Source organism: uncultured Lamprocystis sp. (assembly GCF_903933125.1).
Taxonomy (GTDB): domain Bacteria; phylum Pseudomonadota; class Gammaproteobacteria; order Chromatiales; family Chromatiaceae; genus Thiodictyon.
Genome location: NZ_CAIZIZ010000325.1, coordinates 1 through 16,381, shown reverse-complemented (window position 1 = coordinate 16,381; position 16,381 = coordinate 1). Strand labels below are relative to the sequence as shown.

14 protein-coding genes are annotated in these 16,381 nt (G+C 66.0%); 7 read left to right on the top strand and 7 right to left on the bottom strand.

Going from position 1 to position 16,381, the window contains the following annotated elements; genetic code table 11:
• Window positions 1-269: 269 nt before the first annotated feature.
• The 4 genes from QZY03_RS16850 to QZY03_RS16835 all read right to left on the bottom strand — a co-directional run bounded on the left by QZY03_RS16850 (window position 270) and on the right by QZY03_RS16835 (window position 4,664).
• Window positions 270-2,156, bottom strand: coding sequence for a transglycosylase SLT domain-containing protein (locus tag QZY03_RS16850; RefSeq protein WP_295583069.1), 1,887 nt, complete (start codon window positions 2,154-2,156; stop codon window positions 270-272).
• 215 nt (window positions 2,157-2,371) lie between these two features.
• Window positions 2,372-2,977 carry a nucleoside triphosphate pyrophosphatase gene (locus QZY03_RS16845; RefSeq protein ID WP_295583067.1) on the bottom strand — a complete coding sequence of 202 codons (606 nt, stop codon included), beginning with the start codon at window positions 2,975-2,977 and terminating at the stop codon, window positions 2,372-2,374.
• A 64-nt stretch (window positions 2,978-3,041) separates the two neighbouring features.
• Window positions 3,042-4,229: a PHB depolymerase family esterase gene (locus tag QZY03_RS16840; protein WP_295583065.1), complete on the bottom strand. Its 1,188-nt coding sequence runs from the start codon at window positions 4,227-4,229 to the stop codon at window positions 3,042-3,044.
• A gap of 21 nt (window positions 4,230-4,250) precedes the next feature.
• Window positions 4,251-4,664: a CopG family transcriptional regulator gene (locus QZY03_RS16835; RefSeq protein ID WP_295583063.1), complete on the bottom strand. Its 414-nt coding sequence runs from the start codon at window positions 4,662-4,664 to the stop codon at window positions 4,251-4,253.
• A 262-nt stretch (window positions 4,665-4,926) separates the two neighbouring features.
• Here QZY03_RS16835 and QZY03_RS16830 point away from each other — a divergent pair, with 262 nt between their 5' ends.
• Window positions 4,927-5,814, top strand: a complete 888-nt coding sequence (locus tag QZY03_RS16830; RefSeq protein ID WP_295583061.1) for a hypothetical protein — start codon at window positions 4,927-4,929, stop codon at window positions 5,812-5,814.
• Window positions 5,815-5,874: 60 nt separating this feature from the next.
• Here QZY03_RS16830 and QZY03_RS16825 read toward each other — a convergent pair whose 3' ends face one another.
• The 3 genes from QZY03_RS16825 to ftsH form a co-directional block, all read right to left on the bottom strand.
• Window positions 5,875-7,524, bottom strand: a complete 1,650-nt coding sequence (locus QZY03_RS16825) for an EAL domain-containing protein (protein ID WP_295583059.1) — start codon at window positions 7,522-7,524, stop codon at window positions 5,875-5,877.
• Window positions 7,525-7,665: 141 nt separating this feature from the next.
• Window positions 7,666-8,292 carry a PAS domain S-box protein gene (locus QZY03_RS16820; protein WP_295583057.1) on the bottom strand — a complete coding sequence of 209 codons (627 nt, stop codon included), beginning with the start codon at window positions 8,290-8,292 and terminating at the stop codon, window positions 7,666-7,668.
• Window positions 8,293-8,609: 317 nt separating this feature from the next.
• Window positions 8,610-10,532 (bottom strand): ATP-dependent zinc metalloprotease FtsH, encoded by a 1,923-nt coding sequence (gene ftsH, locus QZY03_RS16815; protein WP_295583055.1) that lies wholly within the window; start codon window positions 10,530-10,532, stop codon window positions 8,610-8,612.
• Between the two features lie 259 nt (window positions 10,533-10,791).
• Here ftsH and QZY03_RS16810 point away from each other — a divergent pair, with 259 nt between their 5' ends.
• From QZY03_RS16810 to QZY03_RS16785, 6 genes are all read left to right on the top strand, one after another.
• A complete protein-coding gene (locus tag QZY03_RS16810) occupies window positions 10,792-11,697 on the top strand; it encodes a PDZ domain-containing protein (protein ID WP_295583053.1) in 906 nt (301 codons plus the stop codon).
• A 225-nt stretch (window positions 11,698-11,922) separates the two neighbouring features.
• Entirely contained in the window at window positions 11,923-12,999 is a 1,077-nt protein-coding gene (gene nagZ, locus QZY03_RS16805) for a beta-N-acetylhexosaminidase (protein ID WP_295583051.1), read from the top strand.
• A gap of 8 nt (window positions 13,000-13,007) precedes the next feature.
• The gene (locus tag QZY03_RS16800; protein ID WP_295583049.1) at window positions 13,008-13,559 is read left to right on the top strand and encodes a hypoxanthine-guanine phosphoribosyltransferase; all 552 of its coding nucleotides are present in this window, start codon (window positions 13,008-13,010) and stop codon (window positions 13,557-13,559) included.
• Between the two features lie 197 nt (window positions 13,560-13,756).
• Complete coding sequence (locus tag QZY03_RS16795; RefSeq protein ID WP_295583047.1) at window positions 13,757-14,200, top strand: hemerythrin domain-containing protein; 444 nt, start codon at window positions 13,757-13,759, stop codon at window positions 14,198-14,200.
• Between the two features lie 242 nt (window positions 14,201-14,442).
• On the top strand, window positions 14,443-15,192 hold the full coding sequence (locus QZY03_RS16790; protein ID WP_295583045.1) for an S-methyl-5'-thioinosine phosphorylase: 750 nt from the start codon (window positions 14,443-14,445) through the stop codon (window positions 15,190-15,192).
• Between the two features lie 82 nt (window positions 15,193-15,274).
• Window positions 15,275-16,234, top strand: coding sequence for a hypothetical protein (locus tag QZY03_RS16785; RefSeq protein WP_295583044.1), 960 nt, complete (start codon window positions 15,275-15,277; stop codon window positions 16,232-16,234).
• Window positions 16,235-16,381 lie beyond the last annotated feature (147 nt).

The window sequence follows — 16,381 nt, the reverse complement described above, 5'->3', positions numbered from 1 at the left end:
TAGTTCATGGCTGCGGCGTTCGGCCAGGCAGGACTCGGTCAGCGCCCTGTGCTTGAACCAGAAGGCGATGGCCGCGGCGCGCTGGACGGCTGTAGTATGCCGGTAAACCGGTACCAGACGGTAGTCCCGATAGGACGTCTCGTCCAGGCGCGGGACGGTTGCCTCAGTTGCGTGTGCCATGGCAGTGCCTCGCTGGTCGCCGCGAGCGCACCACGCGCACGCGCGGCGGGGAACGGCTCAGCAGCCGTTCCGGCGGCCGGGGGTCTGGATCAACTGCCGACCTTGAGCTTCTGTCCCGGGCGGATGCTGTTGTCGTTGGGTCCCATCTTGTTCAGCTTACGCAGTTCTGCGACCGAGAGTCCGTTGCCGCTGGCGACCCGGAACAGGGTCTCCTGGGGTTTGACGACGTGCACCTTGGTCTTGGCTGACTTGTCTGCCTGCGCGGTCTTCGGCTCCGCCTTGGCCGGCGTGCCCCCGGACTTGGATGTTTGCGCCTCTTTGGTGGTCTTGGCCGCCGCCTTGGCGACCTTGGGCTCGGTCTTCGTTGGCTTCGCCTCTGCCTTGGCTGTTTTGGTCGCGGCTTTCGCCTTGTTTCCATCGGTCTTTGCGGTCTTGGTCTCAGCCTTCGCGGCCTTGGGCGGCGGACTGGCCTGGATTTCTTTGACCGGTAGGGACTTGGGCGCAGTCTTGGCGACCTTGGAGTGGGGCCTGGGAGCCGGCTGTGCCATCATTGCCGTCCTGGGTTCAGCCTTGGCGATTCGCGGTTCGTCCTCGGATTCGATCCGTGCACTTTCGCGGAACGCGACCGTCGCGATCGGCTTGGCGCTCACCGCCTGGAAGGCCATGGCGGTCGCCGCGGTCTTGGTCGGCGGCGGCGCGGTGCGTGACGCCAGCGCCGATCCGGAATAGGACGGCGGCTGGCTCGCGACCCGACTCATGCTGCCGCCGGGCAGCCACACCGTGGTGCCCGCGGGCAGGTTGGCGCGTCCGTCACGGGCGGGTTCCCGCCAATGCAGGTTCAGGCCGGCGAGGCTGGCGGTAGAGACTCCGTAATGCCGCGCCACGTGGTCCGCCGGCATGCTGTCGCGCAGCACCAGTCGGTCGCTGGACCAGGGCTTTTCGTAGGCCACGCCCTCGGGGAAGTAGCGGCTCGGGTTACCGGCCACTTCGCGGGCCGCCAGGAACTCGGCATAGTAGTTCCGGGAGGCGAACTTGAAATACTTACCCTTATAGTGGCGGACGACGTGCCCGAAATTGTAGCCGTGCTGGGCCTTGGCATTCGCCATGCCGCCTTGACCGTGGTTGTAGCTGGTGACCGCCAGCGGCCAGCTACCCAGGCGGTTGTGGGCCTCGGAGAGGTAGCGAGCCGCCCCCTGGGCGGAGATGATCGGGTCGTAGCGGTCATCCACCACGTTGTTGACCTTCATGTAAACACGTCCGGTCGCCGGCATGAACTGCCAGACCCCGGCGGCACCCGCGCTGGAACGGGCGTTGGTTTGGTAGGACGACTCGACATGGGGCAGGTAGGCCAGATCCTCCGGCAGGCCGGCGGAGCGCATGATCTCGCGGAAGGACTTTTCGTAGCGTCCACTGATTTCCATGCCGCGGCGGAAACGCTCGCGCAGGCCGCGTTGGCTGCGCACCCGCTCAGCGGCTCCATAGAGTGCCCGGGTGCCGCCGGCGCGTTCGAATTTGGCTAGAAGTTCCTTATCCTGGGCGCTCAGCGGCTGATTCGTGGTCACCCGCCGCTCCAGGTCACGCACCCGGTCCTCGTGGTACTGCTGGCGGGAGCGGACAAAGCCCTTCTGCGATTCGGTGTAGCCGTCACTGCCCGCTTCCGGCAGACGCACCACTTCGTAGATCACGCCCATGTGCTCGTCGTCGTGGAAGGCGACCTGATTGCGGCTCCAGATGCCGTAAACATGGCGCCAGAAGTCCACGTTGGGCTCAATTTCCGACGGGACCGGAAATTCACCCGAGGTGCGGTAACCGCTTGCCGGGGGCTCGTATCCGCCGGTGTCGTCGCGCTGATTCTCGCCCCCGCCGCAGCCTCCCAAGGCCAGGATGGCGGTCAGCGTCAGGCCCCCAACCGCATAAGCTAGCCAGTGCCGACGCCACGCGCGTGGCGAGATGGTGTTCGATGAAGCCGCAGCCATGGTCCGTACTCCCCCCCGAGCCTTAGATCGCTGATCGTGCGCCGGAATGACGCAGGGTGAAATCTTCGCTGATCAGCGTCTTGGAAGCAATCCATGAGACCACTTCGGGGTACGCGTGTGTTGTCAGCCGAAACCGGACTCGGACAGTGAAGCCTCGCGGTGCGAGAGGGTCCGCGGCGCTACGATTACGACAACGACAACGACTGTGTTCGTGTTTAACTTGTTGTTGACTCGTTACCCCCCAAGGGGTCCAGCCCCTCGGACTCCAGCAGGGTGATCAGGCGGATCAAGGGCAGACCGATGAGTGCGCTGGGGTCGTCGCCCTCCAGGCGGGCGAAGAGCGCAATGCCCAGTCCCTCGGACTTGAAGCTCCCGGCGCAGTCATAGGGCTGTTCGCGATCGAGGTAGGCCTCGATGCGGCGGCGCGTGAGCGGGCGGAAGTGCACATGGAAGGGTTCCACCAGGGTTTGGGTGCGCCCGGTGATGGCGTTAAGCAGACAGAGTCCGGTCTGGAAGACCAGGGTGCGTCCGGAGGCTCGTTCCAGTTGGGTGATCGCCTGTTCGCGGTTGCCCGGCTTACCGAGCACCAGATCGTCGATACAGGCAACCTGATCGGCGCCGATGATGATGGCGTCCGGGTGACGCAGGGCCGCGGCGTTCGCCTTGGCCTCCGCCAGGCGCAAGACCATGACCTGCGGCGGCTCGTTTGGCCGTCGGGTTTCATCGACCTGCGGTGAGTCGGTCATGAAGGGCAGGCCCAGCCGCGTCAGCAGGGCGTGCCGAAAGGGTGAGGTGGACGCGAGTACCAGCGGTTGGTTCATGGAGACTCCGATAAATTGAACAACGACCGAGACGCAGGCGTTCCCGAATGGTGGTGAACGGTTCCTAACCCTGTTCGGATTCATTCCGGGCCGTGGCAAGCGCCGCCTTGGGCTGCGCATGTGCCGCGAAGAAACGCATCATTTCACGTGATGCATCGGGTCCGGTGCCATCGGTGAAACTGCCGCGCCGGTCGCCGCCGAACCAGGCATGACCAGCGCCATGGACCAGCCAGTGCTCCGCGACCACTGCGCCGTCGGGTCCCTGGTGAATCGTCTGCGTATAGGTACGCTCAGCCCCCTCGGCCTGCCGCGTCTGCGTCTGTGCACGCGTTCGTGGCGGTACGCACTGGCTCATGATGTGATCGCTATTGCGCGGATGGACGGTTTGGTCGCGGTCGCCGTGGAACACGATGATCGGCGTTCCCGCTCCCGCTGGGGTCGCGGTCGGTGCGCCCGCGCTTTGCATGACACCCAAGGCCGACGGCAAGTCACTGGCTGCCGCATAGGGGACGCCGGAGTGCGTGCCGATCGCGGCATAGAGTTCCGGATAGAGGGTGCCCATCGTGACGGCCATGGTGCCCCCGGCAGACAGGCCGGCGATGTAGATCCGTGCCGGATCGGCGTGATAGTTCGCGATCACTTCACGCGTCATCCCCGCGATCAGGGATGGCTCGCCGATGTCACGTTGCTGATGATCCGCATTGAACCAGTTCCAACAGCGCGTCGGGTTGGCCGCGGATGATTGCGCCGGATACAGGACCAGACAGGGCCATTCCTCGGCGATGGCATTCCAGCGGGTGCCGACGGCGCAGTCATCCGGACCCTGGGTGCAGCCGTGCAGCATCACCACCAGCGGCAGCGCCTGACCCGCGTAGGCGCTTGGGATGTAGATCTTGTAGTCACGGGTACCGGCTTGATTGGTATAGCCGCCGGCGAGAAACTCGCCCGATGCAGGTGCGTCGACGTCCGGTTGCGCAGCGCCTTGCGGTGCGAAGGCGGGGCGTAGGAAGCGCGACCCATCCGGCGGCGTGCTGAGCCCCAAGCGGGCCAGCAGGTCCGGGACGAATCCGCCAAGCGCGCCGGCCGCGTCGCCGTGGCCGCGGGGCGCCGGATCGCGTTCACCCGGCGTGCCGCGCGGCATCAGGTCAAAGAGTGTCTGCTGAATGCTGGTGGTCGCGGCGGCAGGACCGTCCCGCTGCAGTCGGGCCATCGCCTCGCGCATTCCGGAGAGCATCTTTGCATTGATCTTCATAGCGATTTTCCTGTTTTTGAGTCATTTGATGCGCCCGGCGAGCGCGCTCTTGACGGCGGGGCTGGCGTGCAGGGCGCCCAGGACCACGACCGATTCGATCGTGGCGAGCGCCAGTTCCGGCGACACATCGGTGCCGATGCTGGCCAGACCCAGGACCTGGATCTGCAGTTGGTCTCCCGCCCGCTGCACCGCCTCGAGATCGGCGCGCGAATAATGCTGCATCCCGAGCACCAGACTCTTGCGGGCGATCGTCTGGTGAACCGAATCGGCGTGCTTGGCCAACTGGTTGCGGATCGCGGTACGAATCAGATCGGTGCGATTGGAGTAAAAGCCCTCCTGCACCAGGAGGTCGATCTGGCCGAGATCGACCGGTCCGAGATTGATCGTGATCTTCTCGGTGTCGCTGAGTTTAGGACGAATATCGTGTACGCTCATTTTCGTTATGCACCATCCAAAGAACATCTGTTAACCATCCATATGGATGGTATTCTAAGCTTAAACGGGTGCTTGTCAAGGTGCACCAGGTTTCTGTGTAGGTGCTTCTCCGGACGCGAGAGCGTGCGGATCGGGTATTCTGGAAGTGATTCGAACGCAGCGCCGGAGATGACCAACCGTCCGGCCGCCAACCGTCCGGCCGATGGGTCGAGTTGAACCAGCCCTGTCCGCACCAGTGAATCGATCGCCGGGAGAGACTCTCATGCTGAGCTATGCGCTGCCCCTGCTGGGGTTATTGATGCTGCCGTTGGTTGGAACTCAGGCGGCGGAGGCCACGGGAGTGCCGGATGGTGGCGTCCAAGCGGTCGATGCCGGCCAGGCGGCCGGTCGGTCGGGGTCTGATCAAACGCCGGTGGCCGCACGATCCGACACGCAGGTGCGGGACGCCGCCGCCGGGTCCGGTGCGGCGCCGTCGCCGGCCGTGACCGCGAGCGGACCGACGGTGGTGGACGCCGCCACCACGAAGGCCGCGATCCTGGTCGCGATGGCCTATCTCAACGCGCTGAATGAACAAGGCATTGCCGCCGCCCCGGCCTATCTGCACCCGGCCGCCATGGCGCGCTTCAAGGCGCTGGTGATGCCCGCTCTGAAGGACGAGCAGGTGCGCGGTCACCGCAACCTCCTGAACGCCACCTTCGGGCGTGATGCAGGCTATGACAGTGCTGCCGCGGCTGACCCAAGGGAGTTTCTGACGCGTTTCGCCCGGCTGATCGCGGTGCGGGAGCCGGACGCCGTCCCGCGCTTCACGAGCCTGACACCCATCGGCGTGGTGCACGAGGGCGCGCAATTGCATGTGCTGGTGCGACTCGGACTTGGCGGCCCAGGTCCCGTCGGCAGCGCGACCCCTGCCGACGCGTCGCCCAGTGAGCGCATCGAGGTGGTCTCGCTGCTGCCCCAGGGCAAGGACTGGAAGGTGCTGTTGGACGGCCGCCTCCAGGAACTGGGGCGCAACTTGGGCGGACGCCGACGCGCGGCTGAGCGCCCCGGCGCGCTGTCGCGGATGGAGCCTCTGCCGGAGGGACTGCCGCCTGTCCTGGCCGAGCCCCAGGGATCGGCGGGGTTGCCGCCGCTGCCGGGACCGACGCGCTGATCGGCATCCTGCCGGAATGACGACGGCGGGTTGCCCGCACCGTTTCGATGGAACCAGGGACTAGCCGTGCTTCACCGGGCGGTCGCGATGCCCCATGCAGAGCCGCGCGAACGCCGCTGGCGGCAGCGGCCGGCTGATCAGGTAGCCTTGGGCCATGTCGCACCCTAATTGACGCAGCAGCGCCCACTGATCCGGGGTCTCCACGCCTTCGGCGACCACCCGCAGGTGCAGGCGGTGGGCCATGGCGATCATGGCCGCGATCAGCCCGATGTGCTTTTCGGACCCGGGTACCTGGCTGACGAAGCCGCGGTCGATTTTGATCACGCTGAACGGCAGTTCGCCGAGCAGGGCCAGTGAGGAGTAACCGGTGCCGAAGTCGTCCAGGTGCAAGCTGACGCCCAGTGTCGTCAGGCGTTCGAGGATGGTGCGGGCCCGATCGGCCTTGTCCATCAGGGCGCTCTCGGTGACCTCGAGCGCGAGCCGATCGGGTGCCAGCCGGTAGCGGTCGAGGAGCTCCGCGATCCGGTCGGGGAGGTTCGCGTCGTCGAGCTGGACGGCGGATAGATTGATGGCCAGCGGCGGCGGGGTGCAGGCGGGCCTGTCCGCGTGGGTCGACTGCTGGTCCAGCCAGGCGCGAATTTGCATGCAGGCGGCGCCGAGCGCCCAATCACCGGCTTCGCGGATCAAGCCGGTCTGCTCCATCACCGGAATGAACTGCCCGGGCAGGAGGATCCGTCCCTGTGCATCGACACAGCGCATCAGGGTTTCGGCAGCGCACAGTCGGCCGGTGCGCAGATCGGCCTGCGCCTGGTAGCGCAGCCGCAGGCCGCCGGCGGCCAAGATGGTGCGCAAGCGTGTTTCCAGATCCAGGCGCTCGCGGGAGCGCTGCGTCTGTTCGGGCTGATAGAAGGCGAAGCCTTCGATGCCGGGACGCCGTTTGGCCTCATACATGGCGGTATCGGCATTGCGCATCAGGGTCTCCCCCGTGTTCCCATGCTCCGGGAACAGGGCGATGCCGATGCTGGGACGGGAGTAGAGCCGATGACCGGCCGCGTCCAGGGGGGTGCTGAAGGCGGTGCTGATCCGCGCCGCCAGTTCCCCGGCACCGTTGGCCGAGCCGACGCGTCGTGCGAGCACCGTGAACTCGTCACCGCCCAGGCGTGCGACCAGGTCTTGGTTGCCCAGGATGCGCTTGAGCCGCAGGGCGACCGCCTCGAGCAGGGCGTCGCCGACCCGGTGACCCAGGGTGTCGTTGACCTCTTTGAAACGGTCGAGGTCGAGGAAGAGAACCGCCAGCGGTTCGCGGTGGCGGCGCCCGTCCAGCAGTGCCTGCTCTAGACAATTCAGGAACATACTCCGGTTGGGTAGACCGGTGAGAGTGTCGTGGGTGGCCTGGTGCTGGACCTGGTCCTCGGCCCGCTTGCGGTCCGTGATGTCGTGCAGCATGATCAGGGAAGCCGGGAGGCCTTCCCATTCGGTCTCGGTCGCGGTGACCTCCGCGATCCCGTAGCTGCCGTCCGGACGCAGGATGTCGAGTTCCGTTTGACTGCCGATGCTGGGCAGACCGAAAGGCAGTCCGTCCAGTTGCGCAGCGTTGCGCCCCAGCGATTTCTGGGCCGCCGGGTTGGCGAAGCGGATCAGTCCCTGGCGGTCGACCACCAGGATGCCGCTATGATTCTTGAGCACCACGTTGCTGAAGCTCGACTGCATGCGCTGCATCTGGTTCTGTGCCAGGCGTCGCGCGGAGCAGTCACGCAGGATGCTGATGGCCCCCAGCGGCCGTCGTGCGCGATGGACGCAACGGAAATCTCGACCGGAATGTGTCGGCCGTCCCGGTGCAGGGCCTCGATCTCATGGGAGCGGTCGCCGCTCGGACCTTCTTCGTTGGAGAAAAAGTGGGTGCCGTCGGTTAGCGCGTCGGTGCGGGTTTTCCGGGGGGGCGAGCCGGTCGTGGATCACGCTGCCCAAGGCCTCGGTGGCGCTGTAGCCGAACAGCCGCTCGGCCGTCGTATTCCAGTAGGTGACGCGCCCCTCGCCGTCGGTGACGATGATCGCGCCCTGGGTCGCATCGGTCAGACGCCAAAAGGTCTCTTGGGCCTCGCCCAGCGATTCGAGTCCTTGCCGTAGTTGCTGTTCCAACGCCTCGGCGCTGGCTGTGGCGGTCCGCAGGTTGGCGCGGGTGTGACGCAGGTGCCGCTGATATCCGGCCAGGACGATGGCCGTCAGGATCAGGTTGGCCGCGAGCGCGGCCGCGAACATTGATCGTGGTCGCGGGTCGTCCGAGCGTCCATGGATGGCGATGGGTCCGCCGGCCGTGCGCGGCGCGGGTGTCTCAGCGGCGGTGGCGCGGTCGGCGGCTGTCGCGGTCTCCCCGCGCACCGGCCCGGGTAGCCAGACCCACCAGGCACAGGCGAGGACGAGGACCGCGTGGACCAGGGTGGGCGCGGACCAGGATCGACGCGTACGGACTGCGGTCATGTTGATGATGTGCGTGCTGCGCGTAGGGCCGAGAAGGCTCAGCGGCGGTCGCCTGCCGAGCGTGAATCCTCATTGTATCGGGTAATGGGGTGATGTCGCGCGTGTCAGCCGGGGCCGGCAGTCTGTCCGTGTGTGGCTGACGTGATGTGCCGTGTGACGGGGGCGGGCGCCGTGGCCCTTCTTCAGGTGTGGCGTTGCCCCCGAGGTCGGTGGGTGAGTGCGATGCGTTCGCGCCACAGAAAAAAGGGCCGCATGAGCGGCCCTAGTGATTGCTGCGCGCGGTCGGGCCGGGGTGATCGGACCCCGGCGGTCTGCGGTTAAATCCCCCGCACGCTGGGTCCGGCGATCGGCGGCTCCGGCAGCGGCTTGCCGCCGGTGGCCGGGTTGCTGCCGCGGGGCGGGGGTGTGGGTCCGGTGTCCTCGACCGGTTCGCGGGCCGGCCGGCCGGACATGATGTCGTCGATCTGATCCCGGTCGATGGTCTCGAAACGCAGCAGGGCGTCGGCCATGGCGTGGAGTTTGTCCATGTTCGCGTTGAGCAGGTCCTGCGCACGCCGGTAGTTGCGGTCGATGATGATCCGCACCTCCTGGTCGATGGACTGGGCTGTATCCGCGGAAATCTGACGCTGCTGCGTCACCGAATGGCCGAGGAACACCTCGCCCTCCTCGTCCGCATAGGCCAGCGGCCCCAGGTTGTCGGAGAGCCCGAAGCGGGTCACCATCTTGCGGGCAATCGCGGTGGCGCGTTCGATGTCGTTGGACGCCCCGGTGGTGACATGCTCGGGCCCAAAGATCAGCTCCTCCGCCAGGCGCCCGCCGAACAGGCTGGAGATCTGGCTCTCCAGTTGGCGCTTGCTCATGCTGTAGCGATCGCGCTCCGGCAGGAAGAGGGTGACACCGAGCGCCCGGCCGCGCGGGATGATGCTGACCTTATGCACCGGGTCATGTTCGGGCACCAGCCGGCCGACGATGGCATGACCGGCCTCGTGATAGGCGGTCAGCTTCTTCTCGGTCTCGGACATCACCATGCTGCGCCGTTCCGCGCCCATCATGATTTTGTCCTTGGCCTTCTCGAACATCTGCATGTTCACGGCGGTGAGCCCGGCGCGCGCGGCGAACAGGGCGGCCTCGTTGACCAGATTGGCCAGGTCGGCGCCGGAGAAGCCGGGCGTGCCGCGGGCGATGGTGCGGGCGACCACGTCCTCGGCCAGGGGTACCTTGCGCATGTGCACCTCCAGGATCGCGGTGCGTCCGGCCAGATCCGGCAGACCGACGACCACCTGGCGGTCGAAACGACCGGGCCGCAGCAGCGCCGGATCGAGCACGTCCGCCCGGTTGGTGGCGGCGATGACGATGATGCCCTCATTGCCAGCGAAACCGTCCATTTCCACCAGCAGTTGGTTAAGGGTCTGCTCGCGCTCGTCGTGCCCACCGCCCAGGCCGGCGCCGCGGCGGCGGCCGACCGCGTCGATTTCATCAATGAAAATGATGCAGGGCGCGCTTTTCTTGGCCTGCTCGAACAGGTCGCGGACGCGCGAGGCGCCGACGCCGACGAACATTTCAACGAAGTCGGAGCCGGAAATGCTGAAAAACGGCACCTTGGCTTCGCCGGCAATCGCGCGCGCCAGCAGGGTCTTACCGGTACCGGGGGGGCCGACCATCAGCACGCCGCGCGGGATGTGCCCGCCAAGGCTCGAGAACTTCTGCGGGTTCCGCAGGAAGTCGACCAGTTCGCCGACCTCTTCCTTGGCCTCCTCGACCCCGGCGACATCGCGCAGGGTCACCTTGACGTCGCCTTCCGCGTGCTGACGGGCGCGACTCTTGCCGAAGCTGAAGATCCCGCCGGGGCCGCCGCCGCCGGAGTTGCGGCGCATGAACCAAATCCAGACGCCGACCAGCAGCAGGAAGGGCAGCCAGGCGACCAGCATCTGGACCATGACACTGGGTTGCGCCGGGGGTTCGGCATGAATCACCACGCCGTTTTTCAGGAGATCGGCGACCAGGCCGGGGTCATCGGGGTTGAAGGTCTCGAAGCGCGAGCCATCGGTGCGGGTGCCCTTGATGGTTTGATCCTGGATGCGTACTTCTTGGATCGCACCATCGGACACCTCGCTCAGAAACTGACTGTAGCTCAGGTTCCGTGCCTCGATCTGACTGGGCGCGCTCATCCCGTTGAACATCATTACTAACCACAGGGATACACCGACCCAGAGCAAAATGTTGAAGTATTTCGCATTCATGTCCTGTCTCGATCCTCACTCGGTGCGCTGAATCGGCGCGCCGTTTTGTTGTAAGCGTGGTGAAGTTGCCTTGCAATCTACATCGGGGCAACGTGGCGAAAACCCAACCGATCGCCTAGGCGACAGTCATGCCCGCAAAGACCCGACAGATCAGAAAGGAACGTCCGCCCGCACCCTGTTGTCCGAAGGGTCGCGGACACACTCTCAGACTATCGAAGTACCGTCTCAGAACCGCAATACTGACCTAAAGTAGAAGCTAATGAAACCCACTTGGACTCTCACTGCCCTGGGATTTGTCGCTGGGACCCTCATCGGTGCCTTGGGTTACGGCCGATTACTCGCCTCCGCCGAGGTGCCTGCCTTGCGATCAGGCACAACCGCCGCCGAAAGCACCCCCGCGGTGTCGGCACTACCCGCGTCTGTACCGGTGATGAAGGTCACGGCCGTGTCTGCGCCGGTCGTGCCGTCAGCTCCAGTCGTGGCCGCGGCGCCGGAGCCGACGGCAGATCCGCGGGTCGCGACCTTGCTTGCCGCCTGGCGCGACGCCGAGGCGCGTCTGGCTGACCTTCAGGCGCGGTTGGTCCAGGTCGAGCAGACGCTGGCAGGCCGGATCGCGGCGGGCGACCCGGGCATGGACCGCCCGACCGCGCCGCGAACCCCCGATGAGCGGCGTAGCGCACTGGTTGCGGCCGGGGTCGACGCCGGGCTTGCGGAGGACATCATCTGGCAGGAAGCGCGATTGGAGCTGGAGCGGCTGGCCCTGCGCGATCGGGCGGTGCGCGAAGGCTGGATCGGCACTGACCGCTATCGCGAGGCGTCGGGTCAGCTCGGCGGGGAGCCGCGACCGTTGCGCGAGGAGATCGGCGACCTTGCCTATGACCGTTATCTGTATCTGACGGGTGAGGACAACCGGGTCGCGGTTGCCGCGGTGATTCCGGGCTCGGCGGCCGAGGCGGCCGGACTCCAGGCGGGAGATCTGATTGAATCCTATGCCGGCGAGCGGATGTACGCCGCCGACGCACTGCGCGATGGCACCACCCAGGGAGAATCCGGAGAATTGGTCCCGGTGCGGGTGCGGCGCGGCCGCGGGATCGTCGAGGCCTGGGTACCGCGCGGACCCCTGGGTATCCGGCTCGACATGACGCGGGCCGAGCCGTTGCCGTGACGTGGCGGTCAACCGGGGCGCAATGCGGCGCTCAGACTTGCGGGTGCTGGCCCAGGTCAGCGCCCTGTGTTAAAAAAGTGATCTTGCGCCGGGCGATCGTCCCCGGCCCCGCGCCGCGAGCCAACCGATGCCAGAGTCCAGTGTCTACGCCCCGATCGAGACCCCGATTGACATCGTCCCGATGGGTTCGCGTCGGGCCGCGTGCTGCGCCCAGGAGGCATAGCGATGTCACTGGGTCCGATCATGGTGGATTTGGCCGGTCCGGAGTTGACCGCCGAGGATCGCGAGTTGCTGCGTCACCCGGCCGTGGGCGGTGTCATCCTGTTTTCCCGCAACTACGCCTCGCCTGAGCAGTTGGGGCGTTTGACCGCGGCGATCCATGCCCTGCGGGAACCGCGCCTGCTGGTCGGCGTGGATCAGGAGGGCGGGCGGGTCCAGCGCTTTCGCGACGGCTTCACCCGGCTGCCGGCGGCGGGGCGTTTTGGCGCACTCTATGCCGCCGACCCGCGGCGTGCCTGTGCGGCCTGCGCCGACGTGGCCTGGTTGATGGCGGCCGAGTTACGGGCGGCGGGAGTGGACTTCAGCTTCGCCCCGGTCTTGGACCTGGATCGGGGGATCAGTCAGGTGATCGGTGACCGCGGCTTCGGTGCGCGGGTGACCCAGGTCGTCGACTTGGCCACGGCCTGGACCTCCGGGGTCCGCCAGGCCGGGATGGCGGCGGTGGGCAAGCACTTTCCTGGGCACGGCGGGGTGGCGGCTGACTCCCACACCGCGCTGCCGCTTGACGAGCGCGATCTGGCTGACCTCCTGGCCGATGACCTTATCCCCTTTGCGCGACTGATCGAGCACGGCTTGGAGGCGGTGATGCCGGCTCACGTCATTTACCCCCGCGTGGCGGCAGAGCCCGCCGGATTCTCCGCGGTTTGGTTGCGCGACCTGTTGCGTGGACGTCTCGGTTTTGCGGGCGTCATCTTCAGCGATGACCTCAATATGGCCGCGGCCGATGTCGGCGGCGGCTATGTGGAACGCGCCCAGGCGGCCGCGCGCGCCGGCTGTGACATGCTGCTGATCTGCAACAATCGTCCGGCCGCGCTCGCGATCGTCCAAGCGTTTCGCGAACACCACGATCCTGCCGGCCAGTTACGCCTGTTGAGGATGCACGGACGCGGTGACCCCGAACCCGCGCGATTGCACGAAGCGCCGCGCTGGCAGGCGGGTGTGCGTCAGGTCGCCCTGTTGGAGGACCTGGCGACCCTCGATCTGGCGCTCGACGACCCCACCCGCCCACCATCATCAACGTGAATCGACCTATGAAACTTTCCCCTGAGACTTACACGGCGGTGGCCGACCGTGCCGAGTGCCTGATCACCCAGGACGCCATGGAGCAGGCGATCGACCGCATGGCCGAGGCCATCAGCGAGCGCTTGGCCGGGACCGACCCCCTGGTGCTCTGTGTCATGAGCGGGGGCGTCATCGCCACCGGCCTGCTGCTGCCCCGGCTGAATTTCCAGTTGCGGCTGGGTCACGTCCACGTTGGCCGCTACCGGGGAGCGACCAGCGGCGGCGAGTTGGTCTGGCACTACCGCCCGACGGAAGCCATCCGCGGGGAACAGGTGCTGATCGTGGACGATATCCTGGACGAGGGCGTTACCCTAGAGGCGATCGTGCGGGCCTGCCGTGACGACGGAGCCGCTGGAATACACGTCGCGGTTCTGGTGGAGAAGCGGCGGCCCCATGTCTGTGAAGCCGATTTCGTGGGTGTCCAGGTTCCCGACCGCTACCTCTTCGGCTACGGTTTGGACTACAAGAACTACTTTCGAAACGTCCCTGGCGTCTTCGCCGTGGCCGTCGAGGACTGTTGATTGGTATTCGATAAAACTCTGATATAAATAGGGCCTTTTTGACTCCAGGGCAATTTTGCGGTATTTCTTAGCCAACACGTTCGCGCGTGCTCCGACCTTTGTTCGGCACCGCTTCGAAAACGTGCCGAGTCGTGGGTGTCGCGGAAGCGCAGTGTCTTCCCCTTACGCTCGCGAAGTAATAACGAGGAGGATGGCTCATGTATACACTAGACGGTTATCGCAGCACGCATGCGGAACTCCGGCAGATGATTGATGATCTGCGTTCGATCTTGACCAAGGATCAACTGCGCATCCGCCCGAATGCCAAGACCGCGTTTGAGTTGCTCTGTGATCTCGGCGAAAAAGTGCGTAGACACCTGGCCGAAGAGGATCGCGGACTCTACCCCAGCCTGCTGATCCATGAAGATCCCAAGGTCAAGTCGATCGCTTGGGGGTTCATCAGCGGTGAGCGGCCGTTGCGCAAAACCTTCGACGATTATCACAAGCATTGGCTCAAGAACTGCGACTACACGTTCAACGAAGACTTTCTGACCGAGACCCATGAGGTTTTCGACATGGTCGGGCAGCGTCTCGATCGTGAGGAGCGGGTGCTTTTTCCGAAGCTGGTCGAGATCGGGATGTTCCAGGAGACGCGCATCTAGACCGCTCGGACTGCCGACGCGCGGTTCGACCGACGGCGGCGCCAGTTAGACGGAACGGTTTTGGGTTTTCGGTTTCTCGTTACTGTCCATCACGCATCGGGTTACGAAAAACGAGAAACCAACAACGACGGGTATAAACCGTGCCGACGCCCCATGCTCGTGGCGGCGCCGGTTTTTTTTGCTTCCGCGGTCTCTGAGGTAGACTCTCGCCTTCCTGTCCAGGTGACGTTCCAGAGGTTTTGATGGGTCTGCTCGCGATCATTGGGGGTTCGGGTTTTCAGCGCCTGCCCGGCCTTCAGGTTGTCGAGGTGAAACCGCTCGACACCCCCTTCGGCGCCATCTCTGTGCCTCTCGTGTACGGTCGCCTCGCTGGCCATTGGGTCTTGTTCCTGCCCCGGCACGGCGAGGGTCACCGGTTGCCGCCGCATCGAATCAACTATCGGGCCAACCTGTGGGCGCTACACGTCGGCGGTGCGCAGCGCGTGCTCGGTCTGGCGGCTGTCGGCGGAATCACCGCGCGTTTCGGTCCGCGGGTCTTTGCGGTCCCCGATCAAGTGATCGATTACACCCATGGCCGCGACCAGAGTTTTCATGATGACGACGCGGTCGCGGTGACTCACGTGGATTTCACCGATCCCTATTGCCCGGAGTTGCGCATGGACCTGTTGCACGCTTGCGCGGTCGCCGGGGTTGCCGCGATCGATGATGCGACCTACGGTGTGACCCAGGGGCCGCGCCTGGAGACGGCGGCTGAGATCACGCGGATGGAGCGTGACGGCTGTGATCTGGTGGGTATGACCGGGATGCCCGAAGCCGCTCTGGCCCGCGAGCTGGGTCTGTGTTACGCGAGTCTCGCGTTCGTGGTTAACTGGGCCGCGGGCAAGGGGGAGGGAGCGATCACCATGACCGAGATCGAAGGGCATCTTGGCTTCTGTGCCGAGCGGTCGGGGCCGATCCTGGCGGCCCTTGCGGCCGGTTCCGGCGCGCCCTGAGGCCGCGCACCCGTGCCGCGCCCTCTGAACCTTTGTCCGTCTTCAATGCTGTCATCATCTTTTATCTTATAGGCACCGAATTATGACGAAGTCTGCCGCGGTTGTGGGTCTCGGCTGGTGGGCCAGGCTGATGCTGTGGTTGTTGGTACTGGTGTTTGGCGTGCTCTACCTGGGGTCGATCAAGCGTCCTGAGACCGAGGTCGGCGCCTTGCATCCGCGCACGACTCCGACGCCCCCTGAAGCGACGGCCCCGTCGGCGGTGGTGTCGGCCCCGCCTCAGATCGTCGGTGGCCGCGCGGTCGAGACTGCGGCACCGACCGCGGGTCCCGCGTCCGTCGCCCTGCCGGTCCCGGTCCCGCCGCCGACCGTGGTGCAAGCGCCGGTCGCGGCTCCGGCTCCGGCTCCGGCTCCGGCTCCGGTGGCGGCGGCGGAATCGGCGGCCTTCGCCAATACCCTGATGAGCGGCCGTTCTGTTCCAGAGCCGCAGGTTCCGGCTGATGCTGATGCTGATGCTGATGCTGATGCTGATGCTGATGCTGATGCTGATGTCGATGCAATGACCGGGTTCGATGTGCTCTTGCCGCCTCAGCCGGCAGCCGAACCAGCGTTCACTGCGGACCAGCCCCTCGCCGACGCGCCCGGCATCACCCAGGTGCCGGAGCCCCGGGTCGCGGAGCCCCAGGTTGCGGAGCCTCAGGTTGGGGAGCCTCAGGACATGCAGCCTCAGGTCGCGGTGCCCCAGGATATGCCTGCCGCCGTGCCGACGGCCCCTCCGGTCTCCGGGGTGGTCTCCGCGGCGCCCCCAGCGCCCGCGGCGCCGGTGCTTGTCCCCGCGCCCGCGGCGCAAGCCCCTTCCGGGCCTGCGCCGGAGCGGGCCACGGCGTCGCGCCCGCGCCCGCCTGCGGCTCCCGCGCGCGGACCTCAGGCCCCGCCGATGGCGGTGCCGACACCCTGGGGTTATTGGGGCCCGCCGGCACCGCCCTATGGCTATCCGGGGTACCCGCCGGGCTATGGGCCCGCGCCCTACGTGCCGTCGCGCTGAGCAGTCGATCACATTAGGGAGCGCCTTCGGCGTCTCGGTCGTTGTCGTTGTCGTTGTCGTTGTCGTTGTCGTTGTCGTTGTCGTTGTCGTTGTCGTTGTCGTTGTCGTTGTCGTTGTCGTTGTCGTTGTCGTAATCGTTGTCGTTTT